The 15,745-nt window shown below is 68.5% G+C and carries 11 protein-coding genes and 1 tRNA gene; 2 read left to right on the top strand and 10 right to left on the bottom strand.

The annotated features are described in order from the left end of the window. Positions 1-98: 98 nt before the first annotated feature. The 3 genes from MKL09_RS17860 to MKL09_RS17850 all read right to left on the bottom strand — a co-directional run bounded on the left by MKL09_RS17860 (position 99) and on the right by MKL09_RS17850 (position 4,931). On the bottom strand, positions 99-1,787 hold the full coding sequence (locus MKL09_RS17860; RefSeq protein ID WP_244022274.1) for a methyl-accepting chemotaxis protein: 1,689 nt from the start codon (positions 1,785-1,787) through the stop codon (positions 99-101). A 1,062-nt stretch (positions 1,788-2,849) separates the two neighbouring features. Then, positions 2,850-4,529, bottom strand: coding sequence for a methyl-accepting chemotaxis protein (locus tag MKL09_RS17855; protein ID WP_244022272.1), 1,680 nt, complete (start codon positions 4,527-4,529; stop codon positions 2,850-2,852). Positions 4,530-4,787: 258 nt separating this feature from the next. Next, positions 4,788-4,931, bottom strand: a complete 144-nt coding sequence (locus tag MKL09_RS17850) for a hypothetical protein (protein WP_244022270.1) — start codon at positions 4,929-4,931, stop codon at positions 4,788-4,790. A 457-nt stretch (positions 4,932-5,388) separates the two neighbouring features. On the opposite strand from MKL09_RS17850, the gene MKL09_RS17845 reads away from it, so the two are divergent. After that, positions 5,389-5,464 (top strand) — tRNA-Asn (locus MKL09_RS17845). A 797-nt stretch (positions 5,465-6,261) separates the two neighbouring features. Continuing rightward, complete coding sequence (locus MKL09_RS17840) at positions 6,262-6,480, top strand: hypothetical protein (RefSeq protein ID WP_244022268.1); 219 nt, start codon at positions 6,262-6,264, stop codon at positions 6,478-6,480. Positions 6,481-6,503: 23 nt separating this feature from the next. Here the strand turns inward: MKL09_RS17840 and MKL09_RS17835 are convergent, their stop codons facing one another. The 7 genes from MKL09_RS17835 to kdpA all read right to left on the bottom strand — a co-directional run bounded on the left by MKL09_RS17835 (position 6,504) and on the right by kdpA (position 15,726). Beyond that, positions 6,504-7,235 carry a response regulator gene (locus MKL09_RS17835; RefSeq protein ID WP_244022266.1) on the bottom strand — a complete coding sequence of 244 codons (732 nt, stop codon included), beginning with the start codon at positions 7,233-7,235 and terminating at the stop codon, positions 6,504-6,506. Continuing rightward, positions 7,232-9,949: a sensor histidine kinase gene (locus tag MKL09_RS17830; RefSeq protein WP_244022265.1), complete on the bottom strand. Its 2,718-nt coding sequence runs from the start codon at positions 9,947-9,949 to the stop codon at positions 7,232-7,234. Before MKL09_RS17830 ends, MKL09_RS17835 begins: the two co-directional genes overlap by 4 nt. A gap of 68 nt (positions 9,950-10,017) precedes the next feature. Then, positions 10,018-10,830, bottom strand: coding sequence for a hypothetical protein (locus MKL09_RS17825; protein ID WP_244022263.1), 813 nt, complete (start codon positions 10,828-10,830; stop codon positions 10,018-10,020). Positions 10,831-11,034: 204 nt separating this feature from the next. Then, positions 11,035-11,640, bottom strand: a complete 606-nt coding sequence (locus tag MKL09_RS17820; RefSeq protein ID WP_244022261.1) for a K(+)-transporting ATPase subunit C — start codon at positions 11,638-11,640, stop codon at positions 11,035-11,037. A 38-nt stretch (positions 11,641-11,678) separates the two neighbouring features. Next, positions 11,679-13,769 (bottom strand): potassium-transporting ATPase subunit KdpB, encoded by a 2,091-nt coding sequence (kdpB, locus tag MKL09_RS17815; RefSeq protein WP_244022259.1) that lies wholly within the window; start codon positions 13,767-13,769, stop codon positions 11,679-11,681. Positions 13,770-13,814: 45 nt separating this feature from the next. Next, the gene (locus tag MKL09_RS17810) at positions 13,815-14,009 is read right to left on the bottom strand and encodes a hypothetical protein (protein ID WP_244022257.1); all 195 of its coding nucleotides are present in this window, start codon (positions 14,007-14,009) and stop codon (positions 13,815-13,817) included. Position 14,010: 1 nt separating this feature from the next. Beyond that, positions 14,011-15,726 carry a potassium-transporting ATPase subunit KdpA gene (kdpA, locus tag MKL09_RS17805; RefSeq protein WP_244022255.1) on the bottom strand — a complete coding sequence of 572 codons (1,716 nt, stop codon included), beginning with the start codon at positions 15,724-15,726 and terminating at the stop codon, positions 14,011-14,013. Positions 15,727-15,745: the final 19 nt, after the last annotated feature.

The raw sequence follows: 15,745 nt of genomic DNA, 5'->3' as shown, positions 1-15,745 counted from the left end.
GCGCGCGATCCCCAGATGTGGCGCGTCCCTAGGTTGCTTCGCTGCGCTCGCAATGACGACCCAGGACAGCAGTCCCAGCGATTCAGCCGGCTTCCGTATCAGGCTGCCGCGACCTGGGCCAGAAACGTCTCGATCGCCCGTTGCAGGCTGTGCGTGCCGGCATTCACCTGCAGGGCGCTGCTCCGGACATGCTCGGCCTGCTGCTCGTTCGAGGCCGCGGTGGCGCGTACGCCCGCCACGCTGTCCGAGACCTTTCGGGATTCCAGCGCCGCGCTGGTGATCGCCCGGGCGATCACCTGGCTCGACTGCCCCTGCTGGTCCGCCGCCACCGCGACCTCGGAGGCGATGGAGCTCATCTGCGCGATCGTCTGGCCCACCGTGCCGATCGAGCCGATCGCCCCGACCGTGTCGGCGGCCGCCGCCTGGATCGCCCCGATGTGATGGGCGATGCGGTCGGTCGCCTGCGCGGTCTGCGCCGCCAGGTTCTTGACCTCGGTGGCGACCACGGCAAAGCCGCGGCCCGCCGCACCGGCGCGCGCCGCCTCGATCGTAGCGTTGAGGGCCAGCATGTTGGTCTGCTGGGCGACCGCGCGGATCAACGCGATCACGGTCCCGGCCTCGTCGGCCGCCTGCGCGAGGGCCGTCACCGTCGCCACCAACCCCTGCGTGTCGGAGAGCGCCGTCGACGCGATCACGCTCGTGTGCCGCACCTGGCTCTCGATGTCCCGGGCCGCGACCGACAATTCCTCGGCGGCACCGGCGATGCTGACGACGACGCCGGCGGTCTGGTCGGACGCCTCCGCGGCGACGGCCACCTGCGCGGTCGTCTCGCCGGCGAGGCCCGAGAGCGCGTCGGCCGAGGCCTGCATGGCCTCCGCCAGGGCGGCGAGATCCGTCACCGTGCGATGGGTCTCGCTCTCGAAGGCCCGGGTCGCCGCGGCCAGCCGCTCGGCCCGGACGAGGTCCCGGGCATTGCGCGCCCGCGCATCGCCATCGAGGGTACGCCTCTCGATCATCGCCGCCTGAAACGCCGCGATGGTGTGGGCCATCTGGCCGATCGCGTCCTGCCGATCGGTGAACGGAACCGCTTCGTCGAGCCGATCGGCGGCCAGGGCCTGCATGGCAGCTTTCAGCCGCGCCAGGGGTCTTTGGATCTGGGCGACGACGATCCAGATCGCGGCGACCAGCGCCAAGGCGAGCGCCACGGCCGGCAACACGATCAGCGCGACGATGGCCCGGCTTTGCTCCAGGGAGCCTGCCGCGCGCTGGTCGTTGAGACGCGCAAGCACCTCGCGACCGAGCGAGCCGATCTCCGCGATCATGCGCTCGCGGTTCTTCACCGTCGCCTCGTCGGTCGCTTGGATCAGGGCCGCCTTCGGCGAGATCGTCAGGCCGAGTTCGGCCGTCTCGGTCTGGTAGGCGACGAATTCCTTGACGAACAGGTCGAACTTGCGCCGGCGCTCCGGCGGCAGGTGGTGCTCCATCGCCTCCAGGAACGGGACGCGGACCTGCTCCACCGCGGCCAAGGCCTCCTGTAATGCGGACAAGCGTGTGCGCGCCTCGGTGGTGTCTTCGGCGGTGTAGAGGGCGGTGGCCTGCACGACCGCGTGCTCGATCGCCTGGCCGAGTGCCCCGGCCTGGAGGCCGGCATTCCAGATCCTGTCCGTGACGGCAGCACGCTCCTGCTCCCACAACGATTGCCGGACGGCGAAGGCCGAGATGCCGACCGCCACGAAGCCCAGCAGGCCGACAACCGCGGCGAGCTTCAGGCCGAAAGAATTGCGCATCTGGAACACAAGGGCCTTCTCAATCGTACCGACGCGCGATGGCGTCGCCGCAATGCAATGTGTCGAGGGGTGAATATGCAGTCCCGAGACGATGCGGTGATCCCTCGGGAAGCCAGTCCGGTCTTCGGGAAGCGCCCCACAGCCACCGTCGAACGTGGCTCGGATCGCCAGGAACGATGCGGACGAGCTATCCGCAGGGCCGAAACTCAGCCCGACTTGATCGGTGAGAGCGACGATGACGGGACAACGCCGTGGGACCGGCGATCGGCAATGCAGACATGGGCAGGCAAGTCAGGGCGTCTAGGCTGATTTCATCGCACCTATAGAGATACCGGTAAAGATTTTAGCCGTCAATACACGTCAAAGTTGTCAATACTTGAGCGCCGAATCTATAAATATCCGCTAATTTTTGAAGGTTGTTCCTTTACAATATTTACCCGAGTCGTTTATTTGAGCAGTCAAACAAAAGATACCGAATGAGAAAGCGGAAACAGAAACATCCGCGTCTTACGCCTTTGAGTTTTGTGTTCAGAGATGCGGCAATCGGGATGACGGCCGACGAAGCGAGCAGCGTGGTTCGCTCACCTGCGCAGGCGACCGGGATCAACCGGCGCACCGCGGGTCGAGGCGGTGCGCGACAGGGTGGCGGCGAACGAGGCCGGACTGTTCAGTTGTATCCGCTTGCGCGCGCCACGGAAGCGTTTGCCGGTTCGGCGCAAGCGAGCGCGTCAGCGCGCACCGAAACGCGCTTGCTCCATCCTCGACCGCGTCATGACACAGTGACCCACAGCATCACCCTCGACAGACTCCGCCAGGGATCGCAAGGGTCTCCGAAGGCCGCGTTCGAGGGGCGCCGATGCTGGCGATACGGGAGGCGAGCGCGGGTGGGATCAGCGTCGACCGGACTGGACCGGTTTCGTATCGGCGCGGCCTGCCAGACTTCTTGGGAAGGCCCATGAACCGTGGACGTCCGATCGGGCATCCACGGTTTTCGATCCTCACGGTCCGACCGCATGCAAGCCGCGTTTCCTGCTGCCACCATGCGGCGTGGCGCGTGGCGTCTCAGGCGGCGTGCACCTGACCCAGGAAGGTCTCGATCGCCTGCTGGAGGGTCCGGGTCCCGGTGCTCACCCGGGAGGCGCTGCCCCGCACCTGCTCGGCCTGAACCTCGTTGGACGCAGCGGCGGCGCGCACGCCGCCGACGCTCTCCGAGACCTTGTGGGAATCCGTCGCCGCATCCGCGATGGCGCGGGCGATCTCCTGGCTGGCGGCGCCCTGCTGGTCCGCCGCCTGGGCCACTTCGGAGGCGATCAAGCTCATCCGGGCGATGGTCTCGCCGATCGACGCGATGGCGTCGACGGTGTTGGACGCGGCGCCCTGGATCGCCCCGACCTGCCCGGTGATGCGGTCGGTGGCCAGCGCCGTCTGGCCGGCGAGCGCCTTCACCTCCGCGGCCACCACGGCAAAGCCGCGCCCCGCGGCCCCGGCCCGGGCCGCCTCGATCGTGGCGTTGAGGGCGAGCAGGTTGGTCTGCTCGGCGACCGTACGGATCAGGGTCACGACCGCGTCGATCTCGGCCGCCGCCTGCGACAGGCTCGAGACCGTGAATTCCAGCTGCTTGGTATCGCTGAGGGCCGTGGCCGCGATCTCGCTCGTGTGCCGGACCCGCGCCTCGATCTCCCGGGCGGAGGCCGCAAACTCCTCGGCCGCGCTGGCGATGCTGTCGACGATGCCGGCGGTCTGGCTCGAGGCCCCCGCGACCACGACGGCCCGGGCGGCCATGTCCCCGGCGGTGCCGGTCAGCGTCGCGGCCGCCTCCTGCATCGAGTCCGCCGATCCGGCGAGGTCCGCCACCGCGCGGTGCGTTTCCCCCTCGAAAGCCCGGGTCGCCGCGGCGAGCTGCTCCGCCCGGACGCGGTCGCGGTCGCGGCGCGTCTGCGCGTCGGCGTCGAGCTTTCGCTTCTCGATCAGGGCCGTCTGGAAGCCAGCGATGGCGGCGGCCATCTCGCCGATCTCGTCGCGGCGCTGGGTGAACGGGATCGTGCGGCCGAGATCGTTGGCGGCCAGGGCGGTCATGCTGGCCTTCAGCCGGTCGAGCGGCCGCCGGACCTGCGTGAAGATGATCCAGATCGCCGCGAGCAGCCCGAAAGCGAGCGCTACGGCCGGCACCGCGATCAGCGCCAGGCGGGCCTTGCGGCGATCCGCAGCGTCGGCGGCGCGGCGCTCGTTGAGGCGGGCCAGCACCTCGCGTCCGAGCAGGCCGATCTCCGCGACCATGTGCTCGCGGTTCTTCACGGTCGCCTCGTCGGTGGCCTGGATCAGGGCGGCCTTAGGAGAGATCGTCAGGCCCAGCTCGGCCGTGTCGGTTTGGTAGGCGACGAACTCCTTCACGAACAGGTCGAACCGGCGGCGCCGGTCCGGCGGCAATTGATCCTCCATCGCCTCCAGGAACGGGACCCGGACCTGTTCCACCGCCGCCAGGGCGTCGTGCAGGGCGGACAGGCGCGTACGCGCCTCCGTGGTGTCGTCGGCTGTGTAGAGGGCGGTGGCCTGCACCACGGCATGCTCGATCGCCTGGCCCAAGGCACCGGCCTGGAGCCCGGCGTTCCAGATCTTGTCCGTGGCGGCGGCGCGCTCCTGCTCCCAGAGGGATTGGCGAATGGCGAAGGCCGAGATGCCGACCGCCACGAAGCCCAGCAGGCCGACGACCGCCGCCAGCTTGAGGCCGAGAGAGATGCGCATGAGGAGGAAACCGGGTTCCGTGAGAATCGATGGACGGGGCCGTACTATAGCAACGCTTGCGCCCGTGTTAAATATAGCCGGCAAACGCATATCATTTATACTTCAGTATCTGAACTTTAGCTGATCATCACGAAGACAAAATGCGCACCAGGAGTACAAAAATTGCGCTCGAAATCTTCGATCATCGTATCGTCTTGGCACCGTGAAACTTGACCTTCGCGGTCCGGGCCCGCTGCCCGATTGCGCGATCGGGCCATCTCAAAGGGAATGCGCCAGGATCACGCGCGCCGCGACGGCGGCGATCAGGAACCCGATCAGCGATAGGCCGATGCAGTCAGGCACGCGGCTCCCGCGCTCGCGGTCGAGCGCGCGCGCCTCATGGGTGCCGTCGCAATCCCGCACCCGCGCCCGGCCTCCGGGGACGAGGCGAGCGAGCCGACGCGGCCGGATCCCACGCGAGGATCCCGATCGCGCCGGATGTCCGCGTATCGCCGGTCGAGGACCGCGGCATGAACGGTGGGCACAGCGGACGGGCCTTTTGGATCGAGACGAGTTGGGGCCGGCATCGGACAGCGCTGCATTCGGCCGCCCGATCCCTAAGCGGCTGCCGCGACGGCAGGATGACCCCGCTGCATCGCACCGGAACCCGTACGCCGGATCCGACCCGATGACGTTTGCATGCTCTATGCGGCCAGGGCCTCGAACCGCTTGTTGCAGCGAGGCAACACCTCTGCTGGTTAAGCGCCGGCAAAACACCCAAGTGAGCGGTTCACAGAGGGCACGCGCTCGGGAGGTGCGTCGATCGCGCCAATCAGGGTCTTGCGTCCCGCGATTCCGGTGTGTAGAGACCCGCTCGTGATCCCCGATAGCTCAGTTGGTAGAGCAGGCGACTGTTAATCGCCTTGTCGCAGGTTCGAGTCCTGCTCGGGGAGCCATCGCTTATCCCAGTATCATCTGGCCCTTGAAGCGGCGAAGGTGACACCTTCGTGTGGCGGCCATTCGGGCCCCGGCGCCGAAATCTGTCCTCACCCTGATCTTCCCACCTCCTGCGTGGTTCAGCGGCACGCTACCTGCGCAGCCGCGGATCGCCGCGCCTGGGCGCTCGGTCCCGACACAGTCGCACCGAATCCCCTCATCGATATTTTAGCGAACTTGAAGTGTCATTCCTTTCGGTTGGACAATGATCGATATGGTCTGCGACCGAGATAGAAAATAAAATCAATGACGATAGAAGTAGAATAAACGAGACGACGCGCGCCATTGCCGACACCCTTACCGATGGATCTCATCCCGCAGTCGATAAGGGGCAACAAATCTCGGATCGATGCTCAAGACAAGCCGGGCGTGGATCGCTTAAGACTTAATTTGTTCTACAACCGACATGATAGAATCATTTTAATCAATTCATGGCGCTTGTGTCCTTTTTATCGATGACAACATAATCGTAGCGCGACTGGATATTGCCAGGTCGCGACATGCGCCGAGAAACGACCCAGCACGCAATCAGCGTCGAAATTCACGGGTCGGGCGAGATCGGCGTCGCGGCAGCGCGAGCCACTATCTCTGTGAACAGACGCGGCAACGCCGGTTGTGGCGGCTTCCGGCTGTCCCCCGCGGGCGATCCTAACGGGACACTTATGTGATCGGCCCGGTTTGCTGCTCGAACCCTGATGTGCCCCGGCCCAGTTTGAGCGCGCGGTCCCCGGAGGATCGCGGCAACCCCAGACATCCGATGTCGCCCATCGTCCACATCATCGCCCCGGCGGGAGAGACCGCCCGGTTCATCGTCGGGCAGGATCCCGAGGGCCATTGGGTCGCCATCGAGATCCATGGGCGGGCCGGCGGGTTGTTCCGGAGCCGGGAGGCCGCATTCGATTACGCGGTGGGCGAGACCGGTCACCGCCCCGATGCCGTGCAGGTGTCCGCCGAGCGTATCGCGCTGCAGCTCTGATGCCGCCTGGGACAACCCCAGCCTTATGAGAGCCGCCCGCCGCTCCCCGCGTCGGGCGGCCTCCGCGTCGGCTCGTCATCCGGCGCGCGCAGGCGGTAGCCGACGCCGGTCTCGGTGAGGAGGAGGCGCGGGCGCTCGGGGTCGGCCTCGAGCTTCTGGCGGAGTTGGCGCATGTAGACCCGCAGATATTGCGGGTCGGACGAGACCGAGACCGCCTGCATCAGCTGCGCGTGCGTGAGCACCTTGCCGGCATGCAGCACCAGCACGCGCAGAAAATCGTATTCCCGCGGCGTGAGCTTCACCTCGGCCTCATCAACCTTCACGATGCGCCGGACGAGGTCGATCGACAGCCGTTCGAGCCGGAAGATCGGGCGCTCACCCTGGACCGCGAGCTGGTGGCGCAGCGCGGCGCGCAGGCGGGCCAGCAGCTCGGCCATTCCGAACGGCTTGGTCACGTAGTCGTCCGCACCGAGATCGAGGGCCTCGACCTTGCCGCCCTCGTCGGTGCGGCTCGACAGCACCACCACCGGCAGCTCCGGATGGCGCGCCCGGATCGTCCGCAGCAGGTCGTGCCCGCGCATGTCCGGCAGACCGAGATCGAGGATGACGAGATCGACCCGGTCGCGGCCGAGCACCTCCAGGGCGGTCGCGGCGTTCGGCGCCTCCAGGATCGCGTAACCCTGGGTGGACAGCCCCGTGCGCAGCAGCTTCCGGATCGGCGGCTCGTCGTCGATGACCAGGATGGTCGGGCTCATGCGGCGATGTCCTTCGGCGTGGTCCGGGCCGGGACCGGCAGCGTCACGGTGAAGACGGCGCCGAGGCGGTCGCGCCGGTTGCCGGCCGTGACGGTGCCGCCCATCGCCTCGACGAAGCCGCGGGCGATGGCGAGCCCCAGCCCGGTACCGGCCCGGACCCGGTCGCCCTTGCGCACCCGGTAGAACTTGTCGAACACGCGCTCGATTTCCGTCTCCGGCAGGCCGTCGCCCTCGTCTAGGATCTCCAGCCGCACCCGGCCGCCCTCCCGGCGGGCCCGGACCGTGACCGTCGAGCCCGCGGGGGCGTATTTGGCGGCGTTGTCGAGGAGGTTGACCAGCACCTGCTCGACCAGAACCGGGTCGAGCCGGAGCGTCGGCAGGTCGGGGGCCAGATCGACCACGACGCGATGGTCGGCCAATATCGCCTCGACCCGGCGTAGCGCCGTATCGGCGATCTCGGCGACGTCCTGGGGGGCCAGGTTCGGGGCCACCGCGCCGGCTTCGAGGCGGGTCATGTCGAGCAGGTTGGCGATGAAGCGGTTCAGCCGCTCGGATTCGGCGATGATCGTCGCCAGCAGGTCGGCCTTGGCCTCGGGGGCGAGGTCGGCGTCCAGGTCGCGCAAGGTGGTGGCCGCCCCGAGTACCGAGGCCAACGGGGTCCGCAGGTCGTGGCTGATCGAGGTCAGGAGCGCCTGGCGCAGGCGGTCGGTCTCGGCGGCGCGCTCGGCCCGGTCGAGATCCTCCACCAGCCGCACCCGCTCGATGGCGAGCGCGCCCATATCGGCGAGCGCGTCGAGCAAGCGACGCCCCTCGGGGGTCAGGATCGGGCCGGCACCGTCCGCGTCGAGGCCGATCACCCCGATCGTGCCGCGCCCGGTGCGCATCGGCAGGAACAGCCGCTTGGCCCCCGGCAGGGTATCGGCGCCGCGGCCCGCCGGCCTGTCGTTGTCGAAGGCCCATTGCGCCGCCGCGAGATCGGCGGCGTCCAACATATCCTCCGGCGGGTAGCCGGCCCGGACGGTGACGGCCTTGCCGTCGGGCAGCAGCAGGACCACCCGGACCTTCAGCATGGCGGCGACTTGCGCGCAGGTCGCCCAGAGCACGTCGTCCAGGGTGCCGCAGCCCGCGAGCTTGCGCGAGAACCCGAACAGCCGCTCGGTGGACTTGGCCCGCCCCTGGCTGACCAGCGCGATCCGGCGGGCGCGGGCGGCAAGGTTCGAGACCAGCACCGCGACCAGGGTGAACAGCAGGAAGGCCGCGACGTTGGTCGGGTCGGCGATGGTGAAGGTGTAGACCGGCGGCAGGAAAAAGAAGTTGTAGGCGAGCGAGGCAGCCACCACCGCCGCCAGCGACGGCCCGAGCCCCCAGCGCACGGCCACCGCGACCACGCCGGTGAGCAGCATCAGGTCGGCATTTTCGATGCCGGTATAAGGCTGGAGCAGCAGCGCCGCGCCGAGCGCCGCCGCGGTCGCCAGCAGAGCCATCAGGTAGGGGCCGGGGGCGAAAGTCGCGGCCGGGGCGGCGGTCGCCACCGGCCTGCGCGACGGAGTCTCGGCCGGCACGGCCTCGCCGGGCACCACGTGGACGCTGATGTTGCCGCTGCGACGCACGAGATCGTGGACCACCGAGCCGTTCACCAGCTCGAAGATCCAGGAGCGCGCGGCCTTGCCGACCACGATGTGGTTGACGTTGGCCGAGCGCGCATAGGCCAGGATGTCGTCGGCGACGCGCCGGCCGCCCGGCAGGGTGACGGCGTCGCCCCCGAGCCTATCGGCGAGCCGCAGGGTCTCGGCGATCCGGTCGCGCTCCGCCTCGCTGCGGCTGCCGGCGCGGGGCGCCTCGATGAACAGGGCGGTCCAGGGGGCGTGCAGCCGGTCGGCCACCCGCTTGGCGTAGCGCACGAGGCCAGCCGCGCGCGGATCCGCGCTGATGCAGACCAGCACCCGCTCGCCGGCGCTCCAGGGCCCCGCGATGGCGTTGGCCTGCATGTGGCTGAGGAGCTCGTCGTCGACCCGGTCCGCCGTGCGGCGCAGGGCGAGTTCGCGCAGGGCCGTGAGGTTGCCCCGGGAGAAGTAGTGCTTGAGGGCGCGCTCGGCGTTGGTCGGGACGTAGACCTTGCCGTCCTTGAGCCGCTGGATCAGGTCGTCCGGGTTGAGGTCGACCACCTCGATATCGTCCGCCCGGTCGAGGATGCCGTCCGGCACGGTCTCGCGGACGCGGATACGGGTGATCTGCGCCACCACGTCGTTGAGGCTCTCGACATGCTGGATGTTGAGCGTGGCGTAGACATCGATGCCGGCGTCGAGCAGCTCCTCGACGTCCTGGTAGCGCTTCGGGTGGCGGGATCCCGGCGCGTTGGTGTGGGCGAGTTCATCGACCAGAGCCAGGGCCGGCCGGCGCGCCAGCAGGGCATCGAGATCCATCTCGTCGAGGGTGGTGCCATGATAGGCGACAGCCCGGCGCGGGATGACCTTGAACCCGTCGAGCAAGGCCTCGGTCTCGGCCCGGCCGTGGGTCTCGACCACCCCGACCACCACGTCGGTGCCGGCCTTGGCCCTGGCGCGGCCGATGGTGAGCATCTCGTAGGTCTTGCCGACCCCGGGGGCGGCCCCCAGAAACACCTTCAGCCGGCCGCGGGTTCGCGCCTCCCGGCGCGCCGCTTCGAGCAGCGCCTCAGGGGTCGGACGGGTCGGATCGCGGCCGGTCTCGGGCATGGTTTTTTTGGAATCGAAACGCGATGGATAAGGCGCGGGAAAGGGTTGCTGGAGTCCCTTACGTAAGTTCAAACCGCCCGTAGAGACGAGGTCGCCGCGTCTGTTTTGGCTCGCGACCACGTGCGGCGGGGCCAACCTATCACGAGCACAACCGGCAGGCAGGCGAGCGACAGCAACGAGAGGTGCGCCGAGTTCGTATCGCTCGTGTGCAGGCCTGCGAGGCCGAAGTACCCGAACATCAAGCTCGTTGTGAGGATATGCGTCGCAAATCGCGCGAACAACGGCAAATCCAGCATCCTGTATAGGCTCGGTAGCACGGTGCGATAGAGATCAAGGAGCGCAGCTAGCACGAGCGGCGTCAGGACGGCGCAGACGACCCATGAGGGGATATCGAGGCCCTGGCAGAAGTGGCCGATGTCGCCCTGTGCAAACGTCCGGATGGGCACGTAGTCGAAGACGTTGGCGAGGTTCATGAACAAGAACCAGTAGAGGAATAGTCCTCCAAGCCAGGGGAGACGAGGCAGCGCCTGCGGCAGGACGGCACGAGCCGAGAGGTAGGCGCCGCCGTTCACGAACAGCGGTCCCGTGGCAGCTACGAGCGCGACCGCCGCGCCCCGTCCGGCGGCGAAAGAGCGGGCGTAGTCCACGTTCTCGCCGATCCCATGGAGGGTGAGGGCGTTCACAAGCGTAGGCGGTCCCCATCGCAGCGAACCGGGCGTAGCCTTCAGGCCAAGAAGCCACGCCGCGACCGAGTGACCATACTCGTGCGGGAGCACCGCCGCGTGATGGGCAATGACGAGGATTGGCAGCGACACCAGCAGGATGCCCAGCCCAGGGATGCGTTGTCCTGCCATTGCCGGGGAAAATGGACTGCGCTTCACTCAGAAGCACCCTTCTCGGACCATAACAAGGATAGCTGCCACGAGCGTCCGATGCCCCGCCGTAAAACATTTACACGATCAAGCTGATTGCGCTCCGGCCATACGTGCATTGTCACTGATATCGGATCGTTGATGACATCTCGTAGATCTTGTTGATTTATGACCTTCCTCTAAGATCTGCCAATCATCGTCCGGGATGACACTTTAACGCCCATCCAGCCGATCCAGCGCAAGGTTCAACGCCAGGACGTTGACACGCGTCTCGCCGATCAGCCCGAACAGGCGCCCCTCGCTCTGCCCGGCGACGAGCTGGCGCAGGCGATCCTCCGGCAGGTTGCGTGCCTTGGCGACCCGAGGCACCTGAAACAAGGCGGCGTCGGGCGAGATGTCCGGGTCGAGGCCCGAGCCGCTGGTGGTGACGAGGTCCACCGGGACGGGCTGGCCGGGATTCTCCGCCCTCAGCGCATCCCGGTCGCCCGTCACGCGCTCGGCCAGCGCGGCGCTGGTCGGGCCGAGATTGGAGCCCGAGGAATTGGACGCGTTGTAGGGGGCCGGCACGGTCTTCGACGGGTCGGCCGGGTCCGGGGCGCTCGTAGCCGAGGGTCGGCCGTGGAAGTAGGTGGCCCCGGTGAAGTTCTGGCCGATCAGGCTGGAGCCGACCACGTGGCCGTCGCGCTCGATCAGGCTGCCGGCGGCGCGGGCCGGGAAGATCAGGCCGGCGAGGCCGGTGACGGCGAGCGGGTAGGCGAGGCCGGTGATCGCCGTCAGGACGGTGAGCAGGACCAGGGCGGGGCGAAGCTGGTTGAGCATGGCGGGTCTCCAAGGGACCGATTCAGGAGGGGACCGGGTCAGGCGAGGTGCAGGGCGGTGACGGCGAGGTCGATCGCCTTGATGGCGGCGAACGGCACCAGGACGCCGCCCAGCCCGTAGATCAGCAGGTTCCGGCGCAGCAGCGCGGCGGCGCCGACCGCGCGGTAGGTCACGCCCCGCAGGGCGAGCGGGATCAGCGCCACGATGATCAGGGCGTTGAAGATGATCGCCGACAGGATCGCGCTCTGCGGCGAGGCGAGGCCCATGACGTTGAGCGCCTGAAGCTGCGGATAGAGCCCGAGGAACATCGCCGGGATGATGGCGAAGTACTTCGCCACGTCGTTGGCGATGGAGAAGGTGGTCAGCGCCCCACGGGTCATCAGCAATTGCTTGCCGATGCCGACGATCTCGATGAGCTTGGTCGGGTCGCTGTCGAGATCGACCATGTTGCCGGCTTCGCGGGCCGCCACCGTGCCGGTGTTCATGGCGACGCCGACATCGGCCTGGGCCAGCGCCGGGGCGTCGTTGGTGCCGTCGCCGCACATGGCGACCAGCTTGCCTTGAGCCTGCTCGGCGCGGATCAGCGCCAGCTTGTCCTCCGGGGTGGCCTGAGCGAGGAAATCGTCGACCCCGGCCTCCGCGGCGATGGCGGCGGCGGTCATCGGGTTGTCGCCGGTGATCATCACCGTACGGATGCCCATCCGGCGCAGCTCCGCGAAACGCTCGCGGATGCCGCCCTTCACGATGTCCTTGAGATAGACGACGCCCAGCAGCCGGCCGTCGCGGGCCACCGCGAGCGGCGTGCCGCCGGCCTTGGCGATCGTCTCGGCGATGGCGCGGATCTCGGCGACGGAGTCGGGCTCCGCCTCCGGCTGATAGGCCAGGGCGGCGTTCGAGCCCCGGGTCGCCATCGGCTGCGCCGAAACCGAGGCGATCACTGCCTCGACCGCGCCCTTGCGGATCGAGACGCCGTCAAGATCGACGCCGCTCATGCGCGACTGGGCGGTGAACGGCACGAAGGTCGCATTGAGGCCGGCCATGTCGCGGGCGCGGATCCCGTAGGTCTCCTTGGCCAGCACCACGATCGAGCGGCCTTCCGGGGTTTCGTCGGCGAGCGAAGCGAGCTGGGCGGCGTCGGCGAGATCGGCCTCGGTCACGCCGGAGATCGGCCGGAACTCAGTGGCCTGGCGGTTGCCCAGCGTGATCGTGCCGGTCTTGTCGAGGAGCAGCGTGTCCACATCGCCCGCCGCCTCGACCGCCCGGCCCGACAAAGCCAGCACGTTGAAGCGCACCAGCCGGTCCATGCCGGCGATGCCGATCGCCGAGAGCAGGGCGCCGATCGTCGTCGGGATCAGGGTGACGAACAGGGCGACCAGCACGATCAGCGGGATCGCGCCGCCGGCATAGGACGCGAAGCTCGGGATCGAGGCCACCGCGAACACGAACACCAGGGTCAGCCCGGCGAGCAGGATGTTCAGGGCGATCTCGTTCGGGGTCTTCTGCCGCGAGGCGCCCTCGACCAGGGCGATCATCCGGTCGACGAAGGTCGAGCCGGCGGCCGCGGTGATCCGCACCCGGATCTGGTCGGAAAGCACCTGCGTGCCGCCGGTCACCGCCGAGCGATCGCCGCCGGATTCGCGGATCACGGGGGCGGATTCGCCGGTGATCGCGGCCTCGTTGACCGAGGCGACGCCCTGGATGACCTCGCCGTCGGAGGGGATCAGGTCGCCGGCCTCGACCAGCACCACGTCGCCGACCTTGAGGCTGGTGCCCGGGACGGTCTCGTAGCTCTCGCCCAAACCGGTGAGGCGCTTGGCCATCGTCTCGGTGCGGGTGCGGCGCAGGCTGTCGGCCTGGGCCTTGCCGCGGCCCTCGGCCAGGGCCTCGGCGAAGTTGGCGAAGACCAGGGTAAACCACAGCCACAGGATGATCTGGCCGGAGAACAACAGGTCGCCGGCGCCGGACACGACATCGCGGATGAACAGCAACGTGGTGAGCGCGGCCACGACCTCGACCACGAACATGACCGGGTTGCGGATCATGGCGCGCGGATCGAGCTTTTTGAGGGAGCCGACGAGCGCCGGCCCGACGAGGGCGGGGCTGAACAGGGAGGTGGTCTGGCGGGACATGGATGTTTTGTCCGAAGAGGGGAGGCGCGGGCGCGCCTCGGGCTGTCAGGGGGCGGTGCCCGCGGTGAGCGCGCAGGCCGCCATCAGCGCGAAGGCGGCGAGCAGCAGGACGGCGAGCAGTGCCAGCACGAGGTCGGAGGTCCGCGGCGGCGGCGCGCCGGTCCGGTGCCGGGGCGGCGGCGACCGGTGCAGCAGCAGGTGATGGCGCGGCATCCGCCGGGTCGGGAGCGTGCGCGGCATCTCAGCCCCCTGTCGCGAAGGTCTGGCCGGCCGCGCCGGCGAGGTGCTCGACCACCGGCCCCAGCGCCAGGGACGGGAAGAAGGTCAGCCCGCCGACGATCAGGATCACCCCGACGAGCAGCCCGATGAACAGGCCGCCATGGGTCGGGAAGGTGCCGGCCGACGCCGGAAGGGTCTTCTTTGCAGCCAGCGAGCCCGCGATGGCCAGCACCGGGATCTTCACGAAGAACCGGCCGACCAGCATCGCGAGGCCGAGCGTGCTGTTGTAGAACAGGGTGTTGGCCGTGAGCCCGCCGAAAGCCGAGCCGTTGTTGGCCGCCGCCGAGGTGTAGGCGTAGAGGATCTCGGTGAAGCCGTGCGGTCCGGCATTGGCCGGCCCGGCCAGCCCCGCCGGCAGCACGGTCGCCAGCGCGGTGCCGCCGAGCATCATCAGCGGCAGGCATAGGATGCCGAGCATCGCCATCTTCACCTCCCGCGCCTCGATCTTCTTGCCGAGGTATTCGGGGGTGCGCCCGACCATCAGGCCGGCCACGAAGATCGCCACGATCACGAAGACCAGCATGCCGTAGAGGCCGGCGCCGACGCCGCCGATGACGACCTCGCCGAGCTGCATGTTGATCAGCGGGATCATGCCGCCGAGCGCCGTGAAGCTGTCGTGCATGGCGTTGACCGCCCCGCAGGACGCCGCCGTGGTGACCACCGCGAACAGCGCCGAGGTACTGATCCCGAAGCGGACCTCCTTGCCCTCGAAATTGCCGCCGGCGAATCCGAGGCCGTTGAGCACGGAGCCGCCCTGCGCCTCGGCCCAGTAGGTGCCGAGGACGCCCGCCAGGAACAGGATCCCCATGGCGCCGAGGATCGCCCAGCCCTGGCGCTCGTCCCCGACCATGCGGCCGAACACGTTGGTGAGCGCGGCGCCGATCGCGACGATCGAGACCATCTGGACGAAGTTCGACAGGGCGGTCGGGTTCTCGAACGGGTGGGCGGCGTTGGCGTTGAAGAAGCCGCCGCCGTTGGTACCGAGCATCTTGATCGCGACCTGGCTCGCCACCGGGCCGATCGCGATACTCTGCTTGGCCCCCTCCAGGGTGGTCGCGTCGATCGAGGCGCCCAGCGTCTGCGGCACGCCCTGCCAGACCAGGAACAGCGCGTAGGGGATACAGAGCGGCACCAGCACGTAGAGGGTGGCCCGGGTGACATCGACCCAGAACGACCCGATCGTGCCGGAGGAGGCCCGCGCGAAGCCGCGGATCAGTGCGACCGCGACGGCGATGCCGGTTGCGGCCGACAGGAAATTCTGGTGCGTCAGCCCCAGCATCTGGGCCAGGTACGAGAGCGTGGTCTCGCCCCCGTAAGACTGCCAGTTGGTATTGGTGACGAAGCTCGTCGCCGTGTTGAAGGCGAGGTCCGGCGCCACGGCGGCCTGCTCGGCCGGGTTCAGCGGCAGAAGCGCCTGCAGCCGCAGGATCGCGTAGAGCAGCGCGAAGCCGAGCACGTGGAACAGGATCACGCCGCCCGCATAAGCGAGCCAGTGCTGCTCCTGGCGCGCGTCGATGCCGGCGACGCGGTAGAAGCCGCGCTCCACCGGCGCCAGGATCGGCGAGAGCAGGGTGCGCTCGCCGTTGAACACGCGCGTCATGTAGAGCCCGAGGGGCTTCACCAGCGCCAAGACGACCGCGCAATACAGCGCGATCTGCATCCAGCCGTTGAGGGTCATGAGAGGGGTCCGTCCGTGC

Origin of the sequence: Methylobacterium sp. J-048, from assembly GCF_022829515.1 — a bacterium.
Lineage (GTDB): Bacteria > Pseudomonadota > Alphaproteobacteria > Rhizobiales > Beijerinckiaceae > Methylobacterium.
This window is presented reverse-complemented; position numbering and strand designations above follow the sequence as displayed.